We start from the raw sequence: 17,416 nt of genomic DNA, 5'->3' as shown, positions 1-17,416 counted from the left end.
AAGCCAGACCGGCTATCCAGCAGAGTATGTCTGCTCTAATAGTATCGGATGAATTTCATTATTATTGCGGTTTAAGTACGAGTAGATTCTTACAATGAGTCCTCCGGCACACAAGGCAATAATAGCGATCAAGGCAGTAATGATATCATTTGCCGAGAACTGACTAATAAACAACACCGCTAAGACCATTACTGTTAAGGGCAAAAAATATGTCAATAAAGTTCCAGTTACGATTACTTTTTCTGGAATTCCTATCACCACTTTGTCATGCATATGAACTTTCTTTAAGTCAAATAAGCCTGGTAAAACTCTAATTGCAGTAGTTTTTCCGGTCGCTTTTGCAATCAATCGTTGGCCGCAACCCTTTTCAGCCACACATGTCTGACATGTCGATTGTTGTATGGTTTCAACCCATAGTTCATTCTCTTGGATGGACACTACAGTCCCTGTTTCGTGGATCATATGATAGCTCTAGAAATTTTTTTATATAAAACAAAATTATATTATAGCTTCGATTTTTATAAAGCGAAGTTTTGTTTTATAAAAAGCATTTTTGACAGAAGAAAAACTGTTAGTTGGCCGTCATATCTTCAGTTTTTTGATAATGATTCAGCAGACCATCTAGGTACCTTTGAACTTGCTCACGCGTTAGCTCGTCGCCAGTGTTTGTACTCTGTAGGGTAATTTTTTTAGGCAAATCATGAAGCTTTTTTGATGTGTTTGAAGTGCTCACAGTTCGAGCAGATATGGGCGGAATACCAAATTCGGCTGCTGTACGTAGATTTGAAGTTACGAGATTGAGCTGAATGTTATCTGTGACTGCAAGTGATGGGGAAGTAATAGCTGGATGCTTGTCTTGCTGGACGCTTATCAATACAGCGGCAGCTACAGATGCAGCTACAGCAAAGCGCCCCAACGGCTTAATAAAATGATTAACTAATGCGGCGGATCTATAGGATTTTTCTGATGCTATAGCAGTATTAATTGCAATAGAAAAATCTATAACTTGTGATGGCAGTTCTTGATGCATTGTAGCGGCAGATATCTGGTGGCGGCGCCAAGAATCACGCAAGGTATCATCAGCAGGAATTGTTTTGAGAAGTCTGCGCACCTCAAGTGCACTTGCCTCACCATCCATCAAAGCCGAAAGAGCTTCTTTTATTTCGATATTGTTGGTGCTCATGTGTATAGTTTCCTTACTAAATTCTCAAGTGAACTTAATACTTATGACCTGCATGAAATGGAAAGGTTCCATTTTAATAAATTAATTTTCTAGTTCTTTGATTTTTTCTTCCAGCGATTCTCGAGCTCGGAATATTCTTGATCTCACTGTACCTACAGGGCAGTCCATTATGTCTGCAATTTCCTCGTAACTAAGACCTTCAAATTCACGAAGCATTAGAGCAGTACGAAGATCTTCAGGTAGGTTTTCTATTGCGACGTTAATAACAGATTGCAGCTCATCTCTGTAAAGAATATTTTCAGGTGAGTCAACATTATGGAGCTGCTTGTTTTCTTCAGAGTAGTCGGAATCATCAACGTTAATATCAAATGCTGGGGGGCGCCTGTTGCGTGCAATTAGATAATTCTTTGCAGTGTTGACTGCAATACGGTATAGCCATGTATAAAAAGCACTTTCCCCACGAAAATCCTCTAGTGCTCGATAGGCCTTTATAAAAGCTTCTTGCATCACATCATTAACTTCATCAATATCTTTTACGTATCTAAAAATAATTGCATGAACTTTGTATTGGTATTTTATTACAAGCAGGTCAAAGGCTCCCTTATCCCCTTTTTGAACTCGAGCTACTAGCTGCTTGTCAGTAACTTTTTCCTGCTCGCCTTTCATTGGAATTTCACTCTTTAGGTATTAATTTTGACCGATGTTTCAAGCGGTAAGATTGCTGACTTATGTGTAGCTTTTTAATATAAAATAGCAGAGAAATTTCTCATCGACTACTATAATAGTATCACTAGTTGTTAGTTTTATGACATAAGAGAAAATATGAATACCATTTGCACTCAGGAAATTCTAATAATAGGTAGCGGCGCCGCAGGAATGACTGTGGCTCTTGAACTTGCGGTTAAATATAAGGTCGGTATTCTGAGTAAAAGTGCTATCGAGTCTGGCTCTACCTGGTGGGCTCAAGGAGGTATTGCTGGGGTATTTGATCATCAGGACTCCACAGAGTCCCACTATCAAGATACATTAGAGGCGGGTGCTGGACTTTGCCATGAGGAAGCTGTGAGATATACCGTTGAAAGCGGCCCCAATGCTATCCATTGGTTGATCGAGCAAGGCGTAAAATTCACTCAAAGTGAAGACAAAAAATACCATTTAACCAAAGAAGCTGGCCATAGTCATCGTCGTATTTTTCATGCTGCAGACTCCACAGGAAAAGAAGTGTCCACCTCGTTAGCGGACAGAGTTAAAACTAACCCTAATATCCGGTTATATGAAAACCATGTTGTTGTGGACTTGATCACTCAGGCTGACAAAAACTCTAGTCGGGTTCGCTGTACTGGAGCCTATGTGTTGGATGTACAAAAAGATTGCGTGATAGTCTTTCAGGCTAAATCTGTTGTATTGGCAACAGGTGGTGCCAGCAAGGCATACCTTTATACAAGCAACCCTGATGGAGCAACTGGAGATGGAATTGCCCTCGCCTGGAGATCGGGGTGCAGGGTTGCAAATCTTGAGTTTAATCAATTTCACCCCACATGCCTTTATCACCCAAACGCAAAATCTTTTTTACTGACAGAGGCGCTTCGCGGAGAAGGAGCTTACCTTAGACTGCCTAATGGAGAGCGGTTTATGTCAAAGTTTCACCCCAAGGAGGAGCTAGCGCCAAGAGATGTGGTTGCTAGAGCAATGGATTATGAGATCAAAAGACTAGGCTGCGAATGCCTTTATCTAGATATTACACACAAGCCTGTTAGTTTTATCGACCAGCATTTTCCTTCAGTTAAGGCATATTGCCTTTCCTTCGGAATTGACATTAGCAAAGATCTTATTCCTGTTGTGCCCGCCGCTCACTATACATGCGGGGGTATTATGGTTAATAGTTTGGGCCAGACAGATCTTTGGAATCTTTATGCTGTTGGTGAGACCGCATTTACTGGCCTTCATGGTGCGAATAGAATGGCCAGTAACTCTCTTTTGGAATGTGTTGTCTATGGACGAGCAGCTGCGAAAGCTATAAGTGAGTCGATTTCCAGTATCCCAGAATTTGATATTGCTAATCCTTGGGATGAAAGCAGAGTTACCTACTCTGATGAAGATGTAATTATTTCACATAATTGGAATGAGCTACGACGCTTTATGTGGGATTATGTCGGCATTGTTAGATCACAAAAAAGGCTGGAGAGAGCTGAGCACAGAGTAAAATTACTTCAAAAAGAAATTCAAGAGTATTATAGCAATTATAAGATTGGGAAGAATTTAATAGAGCTTCGTAATCTCGTACTTGTGTCTGAGCTAATCATTAGGTGCGCCAAGCAGCGCAAAGAAAGTCGAGGCCTTCACTATACTTTGGATTATCCGGAGTTGTCCTCCATTGCAAAGGATACCATTATGGTCCCTATTAATTTTGCTGCTCAGAATATTGTAGTTAACAAAAATTAAAATGTTACCATTAACTAGGCTATATCTGGACGAGTTAAGGCCCTTGTATTCCTTATAATGCCAATAATTTTCTGTAAGTCCGGATCATCTGAAACTTTACTTTTAAGGAGCCAGCTCCATAAATCTTGGTCTTCACATTCAAGAAGCTTCCAATATCTTTTTTGATCATCCAAATCAAGGGTAGGGTAAATTTTTTCAAGGAAGGGTAAAAGCATTAAGTCTAATTCAAGCATGCCTCGTCGGCTTGCCCAAGAAAGTCTGTTTATATTCATCTGAAACTGCCCTTTTGTTTTAAGGTAATGGGAATGGATTATAGTGGAACTAGTTAAGTTTACCCACTAAGATATAATCCTCTTTTTTTTTTGGATTTATATGAATAATTGGCATTCTTTTTTGCAGCTGCAAGCCCCATCTTTTTTAGGCGGCCACAGCATATCATTCGATGAAGCTTCCTTTAATTATACTGCCGACCTGGAGGGGTGCTCATATTTTTCACCATTGGTGCATTTGGGTGCCATCTTGGTTGAAGGAAGTGATGCTAGGAAATTTCTTCAGGGGCAAGTAACTTGTGATTTAAATGAGCTATCTCAAGATAATAGTATTTGTGGTGCCTGTTGCAACCCTAAAGGGCGCACTCTTGTGAATTTTCAACTTCATGAGATTGACGACCAAAAATTATTGGTGGTTATGCATCACTCGCTTGTCATTTCCATGAAAGATGAGCTTTCCAAATATGCTGCTTTCTTTAAAGTTCAACTTGTAGACGTGAGTGATGCATATATATTTTTTGGTATTGCCTCCAATTACGCCATAACAAAAGATAAGGCACCTTTCTCCTGTTCAACTTTTCACTATAATGATGGAAGAATTTTAGCTGTCTGTACATTGGAGCAGGCGGAGAGTCAGTGGCTGGAGCTTAAGGGCAGCAGCAGCCCTATCGGAACAGATTCCTGGAGACTGCTAGACATACAGTCAGGGCTTGCGCTTTTGCAGGAAGAAACGTCGGGTATTTTTATACCGCAAATGCTTAACTTGGATTATCTAAACGCTATCAGCTTTAAGAAAGGGTGCTATACCGGTCAAGAAATTGTCGCCAGAATGAAATATTTAGGCACACTAAAGCGCAGAATGTATCGTGTTGCTATAACAGATGCAGCTTCTCTTTGCACTGGAATGCCTTGCTGTTTTCCTGGCACTGAGCAAAGTGTTGGTAGCGTGATATCTGCAGCATATGCTGGCAATGATACTCATCAGTTGCTATTGGTTCTTACTGATGATGCTGCTAACAAAACACAGCTGACGATAGGTTCTGGTAACATAAAAGAAATTGAGTATTTGTCGCTTCCTTATATAAAATAATTTAAATTAACTATTAGTATAGCTATACTTTTTAAATACTGGCCCTCTAGTCGAATATTGATCATATTGTACAAGGAGCTGCCTATGCTTGACTGGGTTTCTGCAAATCAATCGTTGTTTGTTTGGTTGAGTTCTTTATCAGTACTTACCTTTGTGGGGAGTATAGTGGCTTTACCCTGGCTGGCTGGAATGATTCCTGAGGATTACTTTTTAGATAGCAAGACAGCTCAAGAAAATACGAATAGATCCCCCTCTTTTTTAAGATTGCTAGCAGTGGCCGGGAAAAATCTATTCGGTTTACTGCTTCTGTGCGCAGGAATCCTGATGCTTTTTCTTCCAGGACAAGGACTGTTAACAATTATTGTAGGCTTGCTGCTGCTAGACTATCCTGGGAAAAAAATATTTGAGAGACGCATAGTGCGCTACAAGTCTATATTACAAGGCATCAACTGGATTAGAGTTAAAGGTGGGCACTCATCAATCAAGCTGGAGCGCTAGGCTACAGGAAGTACGACCCAATCGATTTCCTTCTGGCCATGCATATGAATATATTTGTTTGTTAAAGAAAAGTGTTTGCAGCCCAAGAACCCCCTGTAAGAGGATAATGGAGAAGGATGCGAGGCCTTAAGAATAAGATGTTTATTTGGGTCTATAAACGCGCATTTTTTTTGCGCTTCTTTACCCCACAACAAAAAAACTAAATTTTTTCGTTGTGCATTAAGCTCCTTTATTACCTTAGTCGTAAAAATATCCCAGCCTATCGTTTGGTGGCTTCCTGGAGCGCCCTGCTCTACTGTAAGAGATGTGTTTAACAACAAAACTCCTTGCTCAGACCAAGAGCTCAAACAGCCATGTAACGGCTTTGGTATGCCTATATCATTCTGGAGTTCTTTGTAGATATTGTATAATGATGGAGGGATATCTGCATCAGCTCTAACCGAAAAACTTAACCCATGAGCCTGTCCGGGACCATGATAGGGATCTTGGCCTAAGATAACTACCTTTACCTCCTGGGGTGTAAGCTTATTGAAAGCTTCAAACCAATTAAGCGCATCAGGATAGATAATCTTTCCTTTTGTTCTTTCGTTATCTAAAAAAAACTGCAGACTTATCATATATGGCTTATCAAACTCCGCCTCCAAAATATCCAGCCAAGATGAACTAAGATAGTCTTTTATTGGCAATAGTTTGGGTGGCGTTACCATTATGTATTTTCCGGCCAAAAGCTTAGAGAAGAAAAGTTAGATATTTAATCATGTTTTAAGCCGGGAGCAAGTTAATTTCTTTTTAATAACTCCATAATTGTTTGAGCTATGTGCTACATTTGGCTCACAAAGGTTGTCGGACAGGCAAAGTATCATGAAGATCTTTTCATTTTTTTTTGAAATTTTACCACTTGTGGGATTTTTTATTGGTTTCCACTATTACGGCATATATGCAGCAGGGGTGGTATCGGTAGTTACAGGAATATTCGTATTAGCCATATCCTGGTATCGCAATAAACGATTATCGTTGTTCCCTGTATATTTGATTTTGCTTTCTGCGGTGTTTACATTTGCAGCAATTTTTTTTGATGCTAGCGTGTTTATAAAAATTCAACCCACCATTACTAATGGATTTTTTGCTCTTATTTTGCTTGGAGGGTTGTGTTTTGGGCGACCCATGATGCAGGTATTTTTTTGCCAACAATTCAATCTTACTCGCGATACTTGGATTAAGCTTACTTATCGCTGGGGTTGTTTTTTCTTAATTCTGGCAATTGCCAATGAAATTGTATGGAGAAATAATCCAGAATCTGCTTGGGTTAGCTATAAGACTTTTATCGTGGCCCCGATGTCTCTTTTGTTCATGCTTTGTCAATTGCCATTGACGTTAAGAGGTCAAGATAAGACATCCAAGGAAAAATGAATAGACGGCTGTATATGCCTGAGTAATCTTCAAAATAAGCAATTCATTATTGCCTGATTATTTAATTCTATTAAAATAGATAAATATTTTTTCATGTAAAAAATCTCATGACTACACTTAAAGCTAATGCAACCCATAGTCGTCAAATTTACATTTGGCTACTTTTTTGTGCCGGCATGATTTTTTGTATGATCGTTTTAGGCGGGGTTACTCGTTTGACTCACTCTGGTCTTTCAATGGTTGAGTGGAAGCCATTAATGGGGATAATTCCACCATTAAGCGATCAGGATTGGCAAGATAGCTTCCAGAAATACCAACTATTTCCAGAATACCAGAAAGTTAACAAAGGGATGAGCATTGAAGAGTATAAGTATATTTTTATGTACGAATATCTTCATCGCATCTTAGGTCGAATTATAGGAATAATCTTTTTAATTCCTTTCTTATTTTTTTATTTTACAGGGCGTATTCAGGAGAAATTAACACCTAAGTTGTTAGCTATTTTTGCTTTAGGTGGCTTTCAGGGTTTGTTGGGCTGGTACATGGTGAAAAGCGGGCTCATTAACAATCCTTCGGTTAGCCAATACCGTCTTACAGCACACCTTGGTAATGCGGTTGTTATTTATTCGTACATTCTGTGGGTTGCATTTGGGTTAATGGGAGAAAGAAAGGCCTCTTTTATTAGATCGGTGTCTGATATTGGCAAGCTCTTAAGGGTCTCTGCCTACACCATCACGGCATTGTTGTTCCTTATGATCCTTTCTGGGGGCTTTGTAGCAGGAACTCGCGCAGGATTAGCCTACTCTACATTTCCGTTGATGGGTGAAACATTTATTCCCTCAGGATTGTACAGTATGATGCCTTTTTGGTTGGCTGCATTTGAAGACGTGACTACTATCCAGTTCAATCATCGCATTCTTGCGTATATATTATTCGTAATTGTGTGTAGTTTTTCTATTAACGCCTTATACAGGCTTAAATCAATAGAATTGCGAGCTGGCGTAGTTTGTATGGCTGTATTGCTGATTGCTCAGATTTGCTTAGGTATAGCGACTATATTAATGCATGTACCTGTTGTATTTGCAGCGGCTCATCAGGCGACTGCTGTAGCATTACTAACAGCTTCATTATTTTTGAGTCGCTCCTTCTGTGACATCAAAAAGATACTACAAACTACAGGTTAAGAATTATTGTATTTGTTTCTTGCTGTGCGTATAGATGGTGTCTAAATTTTTTAGGCCGTAACTTTTTATAATTTGGAGTTTTAAATGAAAAAAATTGTAGGTTTAGCAATTATTTTGGTTATAGCAGCAGCATCCCCAGCTTTTGCTGGAGATGCTGCTGCTGGAAAAGAAAAAGCAATGGTTTGCGCCGGCTGCCATGGCGCCGCTGGAATTAGTGCAAATCCCATGTGGCCAAATTTGGCAGGCCAGCAAGCTGGCTATCTAGCAGCGCAAATAAAGCACTTCAGAGATGGCAAGCGAATAAATGCGATGATGAACAATATGGTTAAAACGCTGTCTGATGAAGATGCTGACAATTTAGCAGCTTACTATTCTGGACTTTGATTAAGTCAGTATTAGTGGGAAATCCCCAGTAGCCAAGTAGTTATTGGGGATTTTCTAATCAAATTTTAATCTTTTGATGGGCTAATCAACAAACATTCTAGCATTACGAAATAACCGTAACCATGGGCCATCTTCCTTCCAATCACTTGGATGCCACGAGTTTGTAACTGCACGAAATACCCTTTCTGGGTGAGGCATCATAATGTTAGCTCGGCCATCAGTGCTGGTGACGCCCGTAATCCCCATCAATGAACCATTTGGATTTGAGGGGTAACGTTCTGTTGTTTGCTTAAGGTTATCTATGAATCGAAGTGTTACGCCACCTGAAGAGTTGTATTTTTTAGCTTCACTATTGTTTTTAAACTCCACTCTACCCTCACCGTGAGCAACTGCTACAGGCATGACTGAACCAGCCATACCTGATAGCAATACAGATGGGCTGGGTTCAATGCGAACTAGCGAAAACCTAGCTTCAAATTGCTCAGAAGTATTTCTGATAAACTTTGGCCAGCGCTCCGCCCCAGGAATCAGCTCCTTTAGGTTAGATAGCATCTGGCAGCCATTGCAAACCCCTAAAGAGAAGCTATCATTTCGATTAAAAAATGCTTGGAATTCTTCTTTTAATCTTTCATTGAATAAAATTGTTTTTGCCCACCCCTCTCCGGCCCCCAAAACATCTCCATAAGAAAAGCCACCACAGGCCACCAAGCCTTTAAAACTATTAAGCTTTACTCTTCCGCTCAGGAGATCGCTCATATGGACATCAATGGAATCAAATTCGGCTCGATCGAAGGCTGCAGCCATTTCAACTTGGCCATTTATACCTTGCTCTCGAAGTATTGCAATGCGAGGCCTTGCAGCGCTGTTGATATAAGATTTGGTGATGTTTTCATTTATATCGAAGGCTAAATCAACACTGATACCTGGATCGTGAATAAGTAGCCCATCAAACTCCTGTTTCGCGCACTCACTGTTGTCTCTTTTTGCTTGAACCTGAAAGCTTGTCTCGCTCCAGTCTCTCAGTAACTCAAGAAAGTTTTTGCTATACAACAGAACACTGTCGCGACTAATAGTAATTGCTTCTGAGCTGTTTAACTTTGCAATTGTAGTTGCGGAAATATTTATTTTAGAGAAATATTTTTTGACATACTCGGCGCTTTTTGTGGCGATTTGTATTACAGCGCCCAACTCTTCATTAAAAAGGATATTTAGTGAATCAGCCTTCTGTTCATCTAAGTTAATATCAATCCCAACATGCCCTGCAAAGGACATCTCGACCAAAGTTGTAAATAAACCACCATCTGATCGATCATGATAGGCAATAATGTTGCCATCGTTATTTAGCTCTTGAATAGCTTCGAAGAAAGCCTTAAGTATTCTAGTGTCGTCTACATCTGGACTGTTATTGCTGAGCGTATTGTATGTCTGAGCAAGTATGGATCCCCCCATACGATTTTTATTTTCACCCAAATCAATATAAAGAAGTATCGTGTCGCCTAGGTCATTTTTTAGCTGGGGTGTGAGAGTTTTTCTTACATCTCGGACTGGTGAAAATGCAGTAATTATGAGCGACAGAGGGGAAGTTACAGCTCTGTTTTCTCCTCTTTCTTTCCATGAGGTGCGCATAGACATAGAGTCTTTTCCTACTGGAATTGTGATGCCTAGTTCGGGACAAAAATTCATTCCTACTGCCTCAACAGTGCGATAAAGTTTTTCGTCCTCTCCTGGCTGCCCTGATGAAGACATCCAGTTTGCTGATAATTTAATATCTGAGATCTGCTTGATATTACAAGCAGCAATGTTTGTAATGGCTTCGCCAATTGCCATTCTTCCAGATGCCGGAGCATTCAATAGCGCAAGTGGCGAACGCTCCCCCATCGCCATAGCCTCGCCACTGTAGGAATCGTAACCGGAGGTAGTGACAGCGCAGTCTGCAACAGGCACCTGCCATGGCCCAACCATTTGGTCTCTTGCTACTGTCCCAGTAACGCTTCGATCACCTATAGTAATCAAGAAGCTTTTACTGGCAACGGTTGGATGCTTTAACACACGATCAATTGCTTCATTGATTGAGATCCCAGAGAAATCAAATGAGGTTAAAGCTGATCGCATGGATTGTATATTTTTGTGTATCTTAGGAGGGCTACCAAACAATACCGACATAGGTAAATCAATTGGATTGTCGCCAAAATGTTTATCGGAGAGCACTATTTGTTTATTTGTTGTTGATTCCCCAACAATGGCATACGGGCATCGCTCTCGTTGGCAGATTGCTTCAAATACAGCCATATTGTCAGGACTAATTGCCATCACATATCGTTCTTGTGCTTCATTGCACCAGATGGCAAGAGGAGACATGCCTAATTCATCGTTAGGTATATTTCTTAGTTCAAACTTCCCCCCACATCCCCCATCTTTAACTAGCTCCGGAAAAGCATTAGACAGACCGCCTGCTCCCACATCATGAATAAACGCAATTGGATTCAAGCTGCCAAGTTGCCAGCATTGATCAATCACTTCCTGACATCGGCGTTCCATCTCTGGATTTTGACGCTGCACGGAAGCAAAATCTAAGTCTTCAGCGCTCACTCCGGATGACATTGATGAGGCTGCTCCACCCCCCAGGCCAATAAGCATAGCGGAGCCACCAATTACGATAAGTTTACATCCCGCATCGAATTCAAACTGCTCAACATGCTCGGTTCGGATGTTGCCGTAACCGCCGGCAATCATTATCGGCTTGTGATAGCCGCGTCGCTCACCCTCGTGGTCCATTTCAAACACTCTAAAATACCCGCAAAGATTAGGTCGCCCGAATTCATTGTTGAATGCCGCTCCACCTAGGGGACCATTAATCATGACATCTAAAGCAGAAACAATCCGATCAGGCTTGCCATAGGGTGTTTCCCAGGGCTGAGTGAATTCTGGAATATTAAGATTGGAGACGGTAAATCCAGTTAGCCCAGCTTTGGGTTTTGACCCCCTACCTACAGCTCCTTCATCTCGTATTTCTCCTCCGGAGCCCGTGCCCGCACCGGAAAAAGGAGATATAGCGGTTGGATGATTATGAGTCTCAACTTTTATTAATATATTGACTGGCTCAAAGTACGACTCATAAGTCTTAGTTGTAGGATTTGGGAAAAATCTTCCAGCATCTGTACCGACTATAACTGCAGCATTGTCATCGTAGGCAGAAAGAACATTTTCATCGTTTTTCTTATAGGTATTCTTGATCATTTCAAAAAGAGAACTACCCTCATCTTTATTGTCAATAGTCCAGGAGGCATTAAATATTTTATGGCGACAGTGCTCTGAGTTAGCTTGCGCAAACATCATTAGCTCTACATCAGTGGGATCTCTTTGAAGATGAAAAAAGCTAGAGACTAAGTAGTCAATTTCATTGTCAGCCAAAGCTAAACCTAAATCCATATTAGCTTTCTGCATGGCGGCTTTTCCTTCAGTCAGCACAGGTATTGTCATTGTTTGGGCTGGATCATGGGCCACAAAAAAGAGACTCAACTTCACTCATAGCCAAGAAAATCGCTTCTGTCATACGGTCACAAATTAAAGAATGTAGAAGCTTGTTGGCAGTAATATTTGTATTACCTTCAAGATGGTACGCAATCCCCCTTTCTATGCGGCTAACTGATGATAATCCGGCGTTATGTGCGATATTTGTAGCTTTGGTTGACCATGGGGAAATGGTGCCAGGACGAGGTGTAACCAGCAAGAGGTCACCTTTTGGTTGAATAGCGGCAGCCCTAGGGCCATATTTTAGCAACGAAGCTATAATTAAGGATTCCTCGGCTGTTAGTGCTTTATTGACCTCAACAAAATGAATATATTCGACATAAAGAGCAGTTACAGAGGACTCTATATCCTGTATAGATGTAAGTAATTTCTGATTACGAAATTTAGAAAGCGCTGGCAAGCCTTGGAAAATAAGCATTTTTAATAAGTCTCGAAAGCAATCATAGATTTATATCTATTGTACTGGAAATGTCCCATGTTCGTCATGGGATGACGAATTGTTGCCTTATATAAATATGCAAAAGTTAACGTTTCAAGGGCTTTAGGTTAAAGATCTTTTATTTTTGAAAAAATTGCTTATTAGGGCGCCACACTCTTCGGCTATAACTCCGCCCTGAACATCAAGTCTATGATTGTAGTGAGGCAGGATGGGCAACTCCAGGTTACTAACAACCGCTCCCGCTCTTGGTTCAAGAGCCCCATAAACTAATCGTGCTATGCGAGCATGTATTATTGCTCCAATACACATTGTGCAGGGCTCTATTGTCACATACAGAGTCGCACCTGATAGCCTGTAATTTTTTATATTTAGTGCCGCATCTCTGAGGGCTGAAATTTCAGCATGCGCTGTAGGATCGCAACAAGAGATTGGTGAGTTGTAGCCTCTGCCAATCATTGTATGATCCTTCACTATTAATGCTCCAACAGGAACTTCACCTATACTTAAAGCTTTTTTTGCAAGACTTAAAGCTTTTTTCATCCATTCAGTATCTATAGAATTCAATTCTTTATTTTGCATTTATAATCCTTTTTCTATTTCGATATAACTAGAAAAAATTTACTGTATTTTCTTCGTGCATTCAAAGCATTCTTGCCTCAAAAATACACTTTAATCGCCAAAAATCATTAATAATAAATCTTTGAATCTACCCTTAGATATATTGCGAGTACTAATATATTTAACATGCTCACTAGCCTCAGCACTTTTGTTTAATTCTATTCCCCACAGGCCTGATATTTGGTTTGGCAGCAGAGAATATCTTATATCGATAATTTGATTTGGATGTTCGGGTGATGCAGCCAGATAATCCTGGCTGAACCAGTTGAATCGCTTTATATCATGCGCTTGTTGAGATGCATTATCTAACCATGCGAAGTCTCTTGAGATGTTAAGTTTGTTGACGCTGGTTCCCGGGAATATTTTTTTTCTTGGAAGCAGTCTTACCCCATCCGTATAAAATTTTCCGTTTGACTCATAGATGACTTTCCATAAAAATACATTAGCAAAAGTAGGTTTTGCGACAATACGATCAACTTGATGACCCCTGTCATCAGCTAGATCTTTACCGATATCAAGCGCCTTATCATTCAAGACTAGGCCGACCGCCAGGTAGAATAAAGCCCAAATAACAGCAAATCTTGCAAAAGATACCTTCGTTAAATAAATGCTTAAAAATACAAATATAATTAACGGGACAGTAAACAAAGGATCAATGATAGAGATGTTGTTCCAGCTGATGCGCTCATAACTAAAAGGCCAGAAAAGCAATGTCCCGTAACTTGTACATCCATCTAGAAGCCCATGAGTGCCATAGCCAATTGTTGAAGATATCCATACTTTTTTAAAGGAAATGGATTGGCGTATTTTGGAAAAAAGAAAAAATAATGATGCGCAAATCAGGCCGCCAAAAGGAATAAAAACGAGAGCATGGGTAAATTGTCTGTGGAATTCTAAAAAAAGAAGAGGGTCCTCATGGGATTGTATAAAAATATCTAGATCAGGAGCCATACCAGCCATGAAACCAATAAAACCCACAAGACCCAATAGCTTCTTATTTTGGACCGCTGATTGTGAAAAAGATGCGCCTAGAATGCCCTGGCTGACTGGATCCATTATCTGTCTTTTCCAGTGAGCCCAATATGTATTTTGGTCTGCTCTCCAGACAAACGGGATATAATCGTTGCACATACCATATCACCCCAGACATTAACGCTGGTGCGACACATGTCTAGCAATCGATCAAAGACCATTAAGACACCAATTGCCTCAACTGGCAGGCCAATACTGCCCAGGATGATAGCGATAGCCACCAAGGAGGCAGAGGGAACTCCTGCAACACCAATGGAGGTCAGCAAGGCAACAACTACAATTGTAAATTGAATTCCAAAACTTAACTCCAAACCGTATGCTTGCGCAAGAAACATTGCAGCTGCACACTCATACAAAGCAGTCCCATTCATGTTTACAGTTGCACCAAGCGGTAAAACAAAACTTGAGATACCGCTAGAGACTCCTACATTTTTTTCAAGGACCCTCATAGTCACTGGCAAAGTTGCAGATGAAGATGCTGTCGAGAAGCCAGTAAGCAGCGCCGGTGATGCCGCCTTGAGCATACTCAGCGGATTCACTTTTGCAATCAATCTTAACAACAAGGGCAGTACTATTAGGGCATGAGCGCACAGCGCAACAAATACCGTTAAAGAAAATATCGCGAGAGGCCTTACTGCGACGAAGCCTGTTTTTGCTATTACTCCTGCGACTAGGCCGAAAACACCTATAGGAGCAAACCTCATGATCCATTCAGTCATGCTCATCATTACCTGAAAAGTCGCACTCCAAAAGCGAAACAATGGATCCTTTAGGTCAACGGGTAGTTTTGTCATGAAGTACCCAAAAAGAATGGCAAAGAAGATCAATCCAAGCATTTGACCCTCTGCGGCTGCTTTTATAATATTCGGTGGCACCATTCGAGTAAAAATACCTGCTACGTCGCCTATACCCCTACCTTCTATCCGTTGCTCAATAACTACCACATCATGATCATTCAATGCAAGAAGCTCGCCCGCAGGCTGACCATTAACATAACCGGGGGATACGAGATTAATTAAACTTAATCCAATCAGTATGGCAAGTAGCGTGGTTGCTGCATAAAAGCTTAGTGTACGAATCCCAATTGACCTAAGATTCATGGAGACACCCATGCCGGCCACTCCAACAATTATAGAAGATACAATCAGCGGGACAATGATCATTTTTAGCGCGTTAAGAAAAAGATTTCCGATGTATTCAAAAATTGTGATGTACGCAATACCCAGAAATGCATCAGGGGGACCATTAGCTGACCCTTGCTTTAAAATTGAGCCCACCACTGCCGCTAAGGCTAGCGCAATCAGTATTTGCCAATGAAGTGATAATTTCTTCATTTAATACCCACTATTGCATCATTTTTCCATTCACCGCGATGTTCCTCGCCGTCAGCGTAAGTATAGATACCATACCCGCTTCTTGTGCTGTTCTCGAACCCCCCTACATATCGATCTCCGTTGGAGAAGCTGTAGGCTCCTTGCCCGTGCGGCATGTCATTCCTGAACTCACCAACATACTTGCTGCCATCGACAACAGTTAAAGTACCCTGTCCGTGATACTTATCATCCTTGAATTCACCGACATATTTGCTGCCATCCGCATCAATGTAAGTGTTTTTCCCGTTTTTCATTTAACTTCCATTTCAGTTTCCAATTCATTGCACACAGAAAAAACTACTTCCACTTAGTAGTAACGTGGTTTTTATATTATTTAATATCAATAACTTAAACTATAATAACTACTCCCACTCAATAGTTGCAGGCGGCTTACTAGAAACATCATAAACCACTCTAGATATCCCTTTAATTTCGTTAATTATTCTATTGGATACCTTTTCTAATAAATCATAGGGAAGGTGAGCCCATCTTGCAGTCATAAAATCAATTGTCTCTACGGCTCTTAGCGCAATCACATATTCATATCGACGAGCGTCCCCTACTACACCTACAGACTTTACGGGAAGAAAAACTACGAATGCCTGACTTGTTTTATGATACCAGTCTGAATTATGTAGCTCCTCGATAAAAATGGCGTCTGCTTCTCTCAGTAAATCGGCATACTCCTTCTTAACTTCCCCTAAAATTCTGACACCCAGCCCAGGCCCCGGAAATGGGTGCCGGTATACCATGTGATAAGGAAGCCCTAGCTCAACACCAATTTTCCGTACCTCATCCTTAAACAGTTCACGCAAAGGCTCAACTAGCGCCATTTTCATAGCTTTAGGAAGACCGCCCACATTGTGGTGAGATTTTATCACATGAGCCTTTCCGGTTTTAGAAGCAGCTGACTCAATAACGTCCGGATAAATGGTTCCCTGTGCCAGCCATTTAACGTCTTCAATAACTGTAGCTTCTTTGTCAAAAATGTCTATAAAGGTCTTACCAATGATTTTACGTTTTTGTTCAGGATCAACCTCTCCTGCAAGTCTTTTCAAAAAGAGCTCTTCCGCATCAACACGTATAACCTTTATCCCCATATTCTTGGCAAACATGTCCATAACCTGTGCACCTTCATTTTTTCTCAGCAATCCATTATCTACGAATACACAAGTTAACTGATCGCCAATCGCCTTGCTCAGCAAGGCGGCAACAACTGATGAATCAACGCCACCTGACAGTCCCAGTAAAACCTTATCAGCTCCAACTTGTGCACGAATGGACATTATGGCGTCTTCAGCAATCATAGCTGGAGTCCATGATTTTTCGCATTGACAGATGTCAACAATGAACTTCTCAAATATACCCATACCTTGAAGCGTATGGGTTACTTCAGGATGAAACTGCAAGCCATAAAATTGTCTAGATTGATCAAACATGCCTGCAATTGGACACGAGTCAGTTGAAGCCATCAGCCTAAAGCTCGATGGCATCTTTGCAACCTGATCACCATGGCTCATCCATACATCAAGCCAACTACAACCTTTTTGGTCAATTTGGTCTGCCAGATCTTCGAGCAGCAGGCTATCGCTATGAACTTTTATTCGGGCGGAACCAAATTCATGAGCATTTGAGCTTTGAACTTCACCGCCCAGTTGCTCTGCCATCGTTTGCATACCGTAGCAAATACCTAATACGGGAACCCCTATTTCAAATACCTGAGTGGGGGCTCTTGGAGACTTTCCTTCTGCCACAGATTCTGGGCCACCTGCTAATATTATCCCACTGGGATTATATTCAACGATTTCAGCATTACTCATATCAAATGCCCGAATCTCAGAATATACACCAACCTCTCTTACTCTTCTTGCAATAAGCTGGGTATATTGGGAGCCAAAATCAAGAATTAGAATTTTTTTAGATTTAATATTAACCATAGTGAATTATAAGGCCATCTGTCTGT

Annotated in this window: 18 protein-coding genes; 6 read left to right on the top strand and 12 right to left on the bottom strand. The window is 40.8% G+C overall.

What is annotated here, in order from left to right:
* Nucleotides 1–12: 12 nt before the first annotated feature.
* The 3 genes from ABXT41_RS03500 to rpoE all read right to left on the bottom strand — a co-directional run bounded on the left by ABXT41_RS03500 (nucleotide 13) and on the right by rpoE (nucleotide 1,849).
* Nucleotides 13–462 carry a SoxR reducing system RseC family protein gene (locus ABXT41_RS03500; RefSeq protein ID WP_415390143.1) on the bottom strand — a complete coding sequence of 150 codons (450 nt, stop codon included), beginning with the start codon at nucleotides 460–462 and terminating at the stop codon, nucleotides 13–15.
* Between the two features lie 109 nt (nucleotides 463–571).
* Nucleotides 572–1,183: a sigma-E factor negative regulatory protein gene (locus tag ABXT41_RS03495; protein ID WP_415390142.1), complete on the bottom strand. Its 612-nt coding sequence runs from the start codon at nucleotides 1,181–1,183 to the stop codon at nucleotides 572–574.
* A gap of 81 nt (nucleotides 1,184–1,264) precedes the next feature.
* Nucleotides 1,265–1,849: an RNA polymerase sigma factor RpoE gene (rpoE, locus tag ABXT41_RS03490; RefSeq protein WP_415390141.1), complete on the bottom strand. Its 585-nt coding sequence runs from the start codon at nucleotides 1,847–1,849 to the stop codon at nucleotides 1,265–1,267.
* A 156-nt stretch (nucleotides 1,850–2,005) separates the two neighbouring features.
* Here rpoE and nadB point away from each other — a divergent pair, with 156 nt between their 5' ends.
* Nucleotides 2,006–3,625, top strand: coding sequence for an L-aspartate oxidase (gene nadB, locus ABXT41_RS03485; RefSeq protein ID WP_415390140.1), 1,620 nt, complete (start codon nucleotides 2,006–2,008; stop codon nucleotides 3,623–3,625).
* A gap of 14 nt (nucleotides 3,626–3,639) precedes the next feature.
* On the opposite strand, the gene ABXT41_RS03480 is transcribed toward nadB, so the two are convergent.
* On the bottom strand, nucleotides 3,640–3,897 hold the full coding sequence (locus ABXT41_RS03480; RefSeq protein ID WP_415390139.1) for a succinate dehydrogenase assembly factor 2: 258 nt from the start codon (nucleotides 3,895–3,897) through the stop codon (nucleotides 3,640–3,642).
* A 100-nt stretch (nucleotides 3,898–3,997) separates the two neighbouring features.
* Between ABXT41_RS03480 and ABXT41_RS03475 the strand changes: the two genes are divergently transcribed.
* Both ABXT41_RS03475 and ABXT41_RS03470 read left to right on the top strand, forming a co-directional pair.
* A complete protein-coding gene (locus tag ABXT41_RS03475; RefSeq protein ID WP_415390138.1) occupies nucleotides 3,998–4,984 on the top strand; it encodes a YgfZ/GcvT domain-containing protein in 987 nt (328 codons plus the stop codon).
* 84 nt (nucleotides 4,985–5,068) lie between these two features.
* Entirely contained in the window at nucleotides 5,069–5,482 is a 414-nt protein-coding gene (locus ABXT41_RS03470) for a PGPGW domain-containing protein (protein WP_415390137.1), read from the top strand.
* Here ABXT41_RS03470 and ung read toward each other — a convergent pair.
* Nucleotides 5,479–6,189, bottom strand: coding sequence for a uracil-DNA glycosylase (ung, locus tag ABXT41_RS03465; RefSeq protein WP_415390136.1), 711 nt, complete (start codon nucleotides 6,187–6,189; stop codon nucleotides 5,479–5,481). The two genes, ABXT41_RS03470 and ung, sit on opposite strands and share 4 nt — an antisense overlap.
* A gap of 154 nt (nucleotides 6,190–6,343) precedes the next feature.
* On the opposite strand from ung, the gene ABXT41_RS03460 reads away from it, so the two are divergent.
* The 3 genes from ABXT41_RS03460 (at nucleotide 6,344) to ABXT41_RS03450 (ending at nucleotide 8,460) form a co-directional block, all read left to right on the top strand.
* Entirely contained in the window at nucleotides 6,344–6,892 is a 549-nt protein-coding gene (locus ABXT41_RS03460; RefSeq protein ID WP_415390135.1) for an inner membrane-spanning protein YciB, read from the top strand.
* 107 nt (nucleotides 6,893–6,999) lie between these two features.
* On the top strand, nucleotides 7,000–8,076 hold the full coding sequence (locus tag ABXT41_RS03455) for a COX15/CtaA family protein (RefSeq protein WP_415390134.1): 1,077 nt from the start codon (nucleotides 7,000–7,002) through the stop codon (nucleotides 8,074–8,076).
* Between the two features lie 84 nt (nucleotides 8,077–8,160).
* On the top strand, nucleotides 8,161–8,460 hold the full coding sequence (locus ABXT41_RS03450; protein WP_415390133.1) for a c-type cytochrome: 300 nt from the start codon (nucleotides 8,161–8,163) through the stop codon (nucleotides 8,458–8,460).
* Nucleotides 8,461–8,541: 81 nt separating this feature from the next.
* Here the strand turns inward: ABXT41_RS03450 and purL are convergent, their stop codons facing one another.
* From purL to guaA, 7 genes are all read right to left on the bottom strand, one after another.
* The gene (purL, locus tag ABXT41_RS03445; protein WP_415391428.1) at nucleotides 8,542–11,985 is read right to left on the bottom strand and encodes a phosphoribosylformylglycinamidine synthase; all 3,444 of its coding nucleotides are present in this window, start codon (nucleotides 11,983–11,985) and stop codon (nucleotides 8,542–8,544) included.
* On the bottom strand, nucleotides 11,954–12,409 hold the full coding sequence (locus ABXT41_RS03440) for a hypothetical protein (protein WP_415391427.1): 456 nt from the start codon (nucleotides 12,407–12,409) through the stop codon (nucleotides 11,954–11,956). The genes purL and ABXT41_RS03440 overlap by 32 nt, the downstream gene beginning before the upstream one ends.
* A gap of 123 nt (nucleotides 12,410–12,532) precedes the next feature.
* Entirely contained in the window at nucleotides 12,533–13,009 is a 477-nt protein-coding gene (gene tadA / locus ABXT41_RS03435; RefSeq protein ID WP_415391426.1) for a tRNA adenosine(34) deaminase TadA, read from the bottom strand.
* A 90-nt stretch (nucleotides 13,010–13,099) separates the two neighbouring features.
* Nucleotides 13,100–14,104, bottom strand: a complete 1,005-nt coding sequence (locus ABXT41_RS03430; RefSeq protein ID WP_415391425.1) for a metal-dependent hydrolase — start codon at nucleotides 14,102–14,104, stop codon at nucleotides 13,100–13,102.
* Nucleotides 14,104–15,414 carry a dicarboxylate/amino acid:cation symporter gene (locus ABXT41_RS03425; protein WP_415391424.1) on the bottom strand — a complete coding sequence of 437 codons (1,311 nt, stop codon included), beginning with the start codon at nucleotides 15,412–15,414 and terminating at the stop codon, nucleotides 14,104–14,106. The genes ABXT41_RS03430 and ABXT41_RS03425 overlap by 1 nt, the downstream gene beginning before the upstream one ends.
* Nucleotides 15,411–15,707, bottom strand: coding sequence for a hypothetical protein (locus tag ABXT41_RS03420; protein ID WP_415391423.1), 297 nt, complete (start codon nucleotides 15,705–15,707; stop codon nucleotides 15,411–15,413). Before ABXT41_RS03420 ends, ABXT41_RS03425 begins: the two co-directional genes overlap by 4 nt.
* A gap of 108 nt (nucleotides 15,708–15,815) precedes the next feature.
* Complete coding sequence (gene guaA / locus ABXT41_RS03415; RefSeq protein ID WP_415391422.1) at nucleotides 15,816–17,390, bottom strand: glutamine-hydrolyzing GMP synthase; 1,575 nt, start codon at nucleotides 17,388–17,390, stop codon at nucleotides 15,816–15,818.
* Nucleotides 17,391–17,416 lie beyond the last annotated feature (26 nt).

The sequence above is a fragment of the Porticoccus sp. Uisw_050_02 genome, from assembly GCF_047729555.1.
In the GTDB taxonomy this organism is placed as follows: domain Bacteria; phylum Pseudomonadota; class Gammaproteobacteria; order Pseudomonadales; family Porticoccaceae; genus Porticoccus.
Note: the sequence above shows the minus strand (reverse complement) of the source record. Positions and strands in the feature narration are given on the sequence as shown.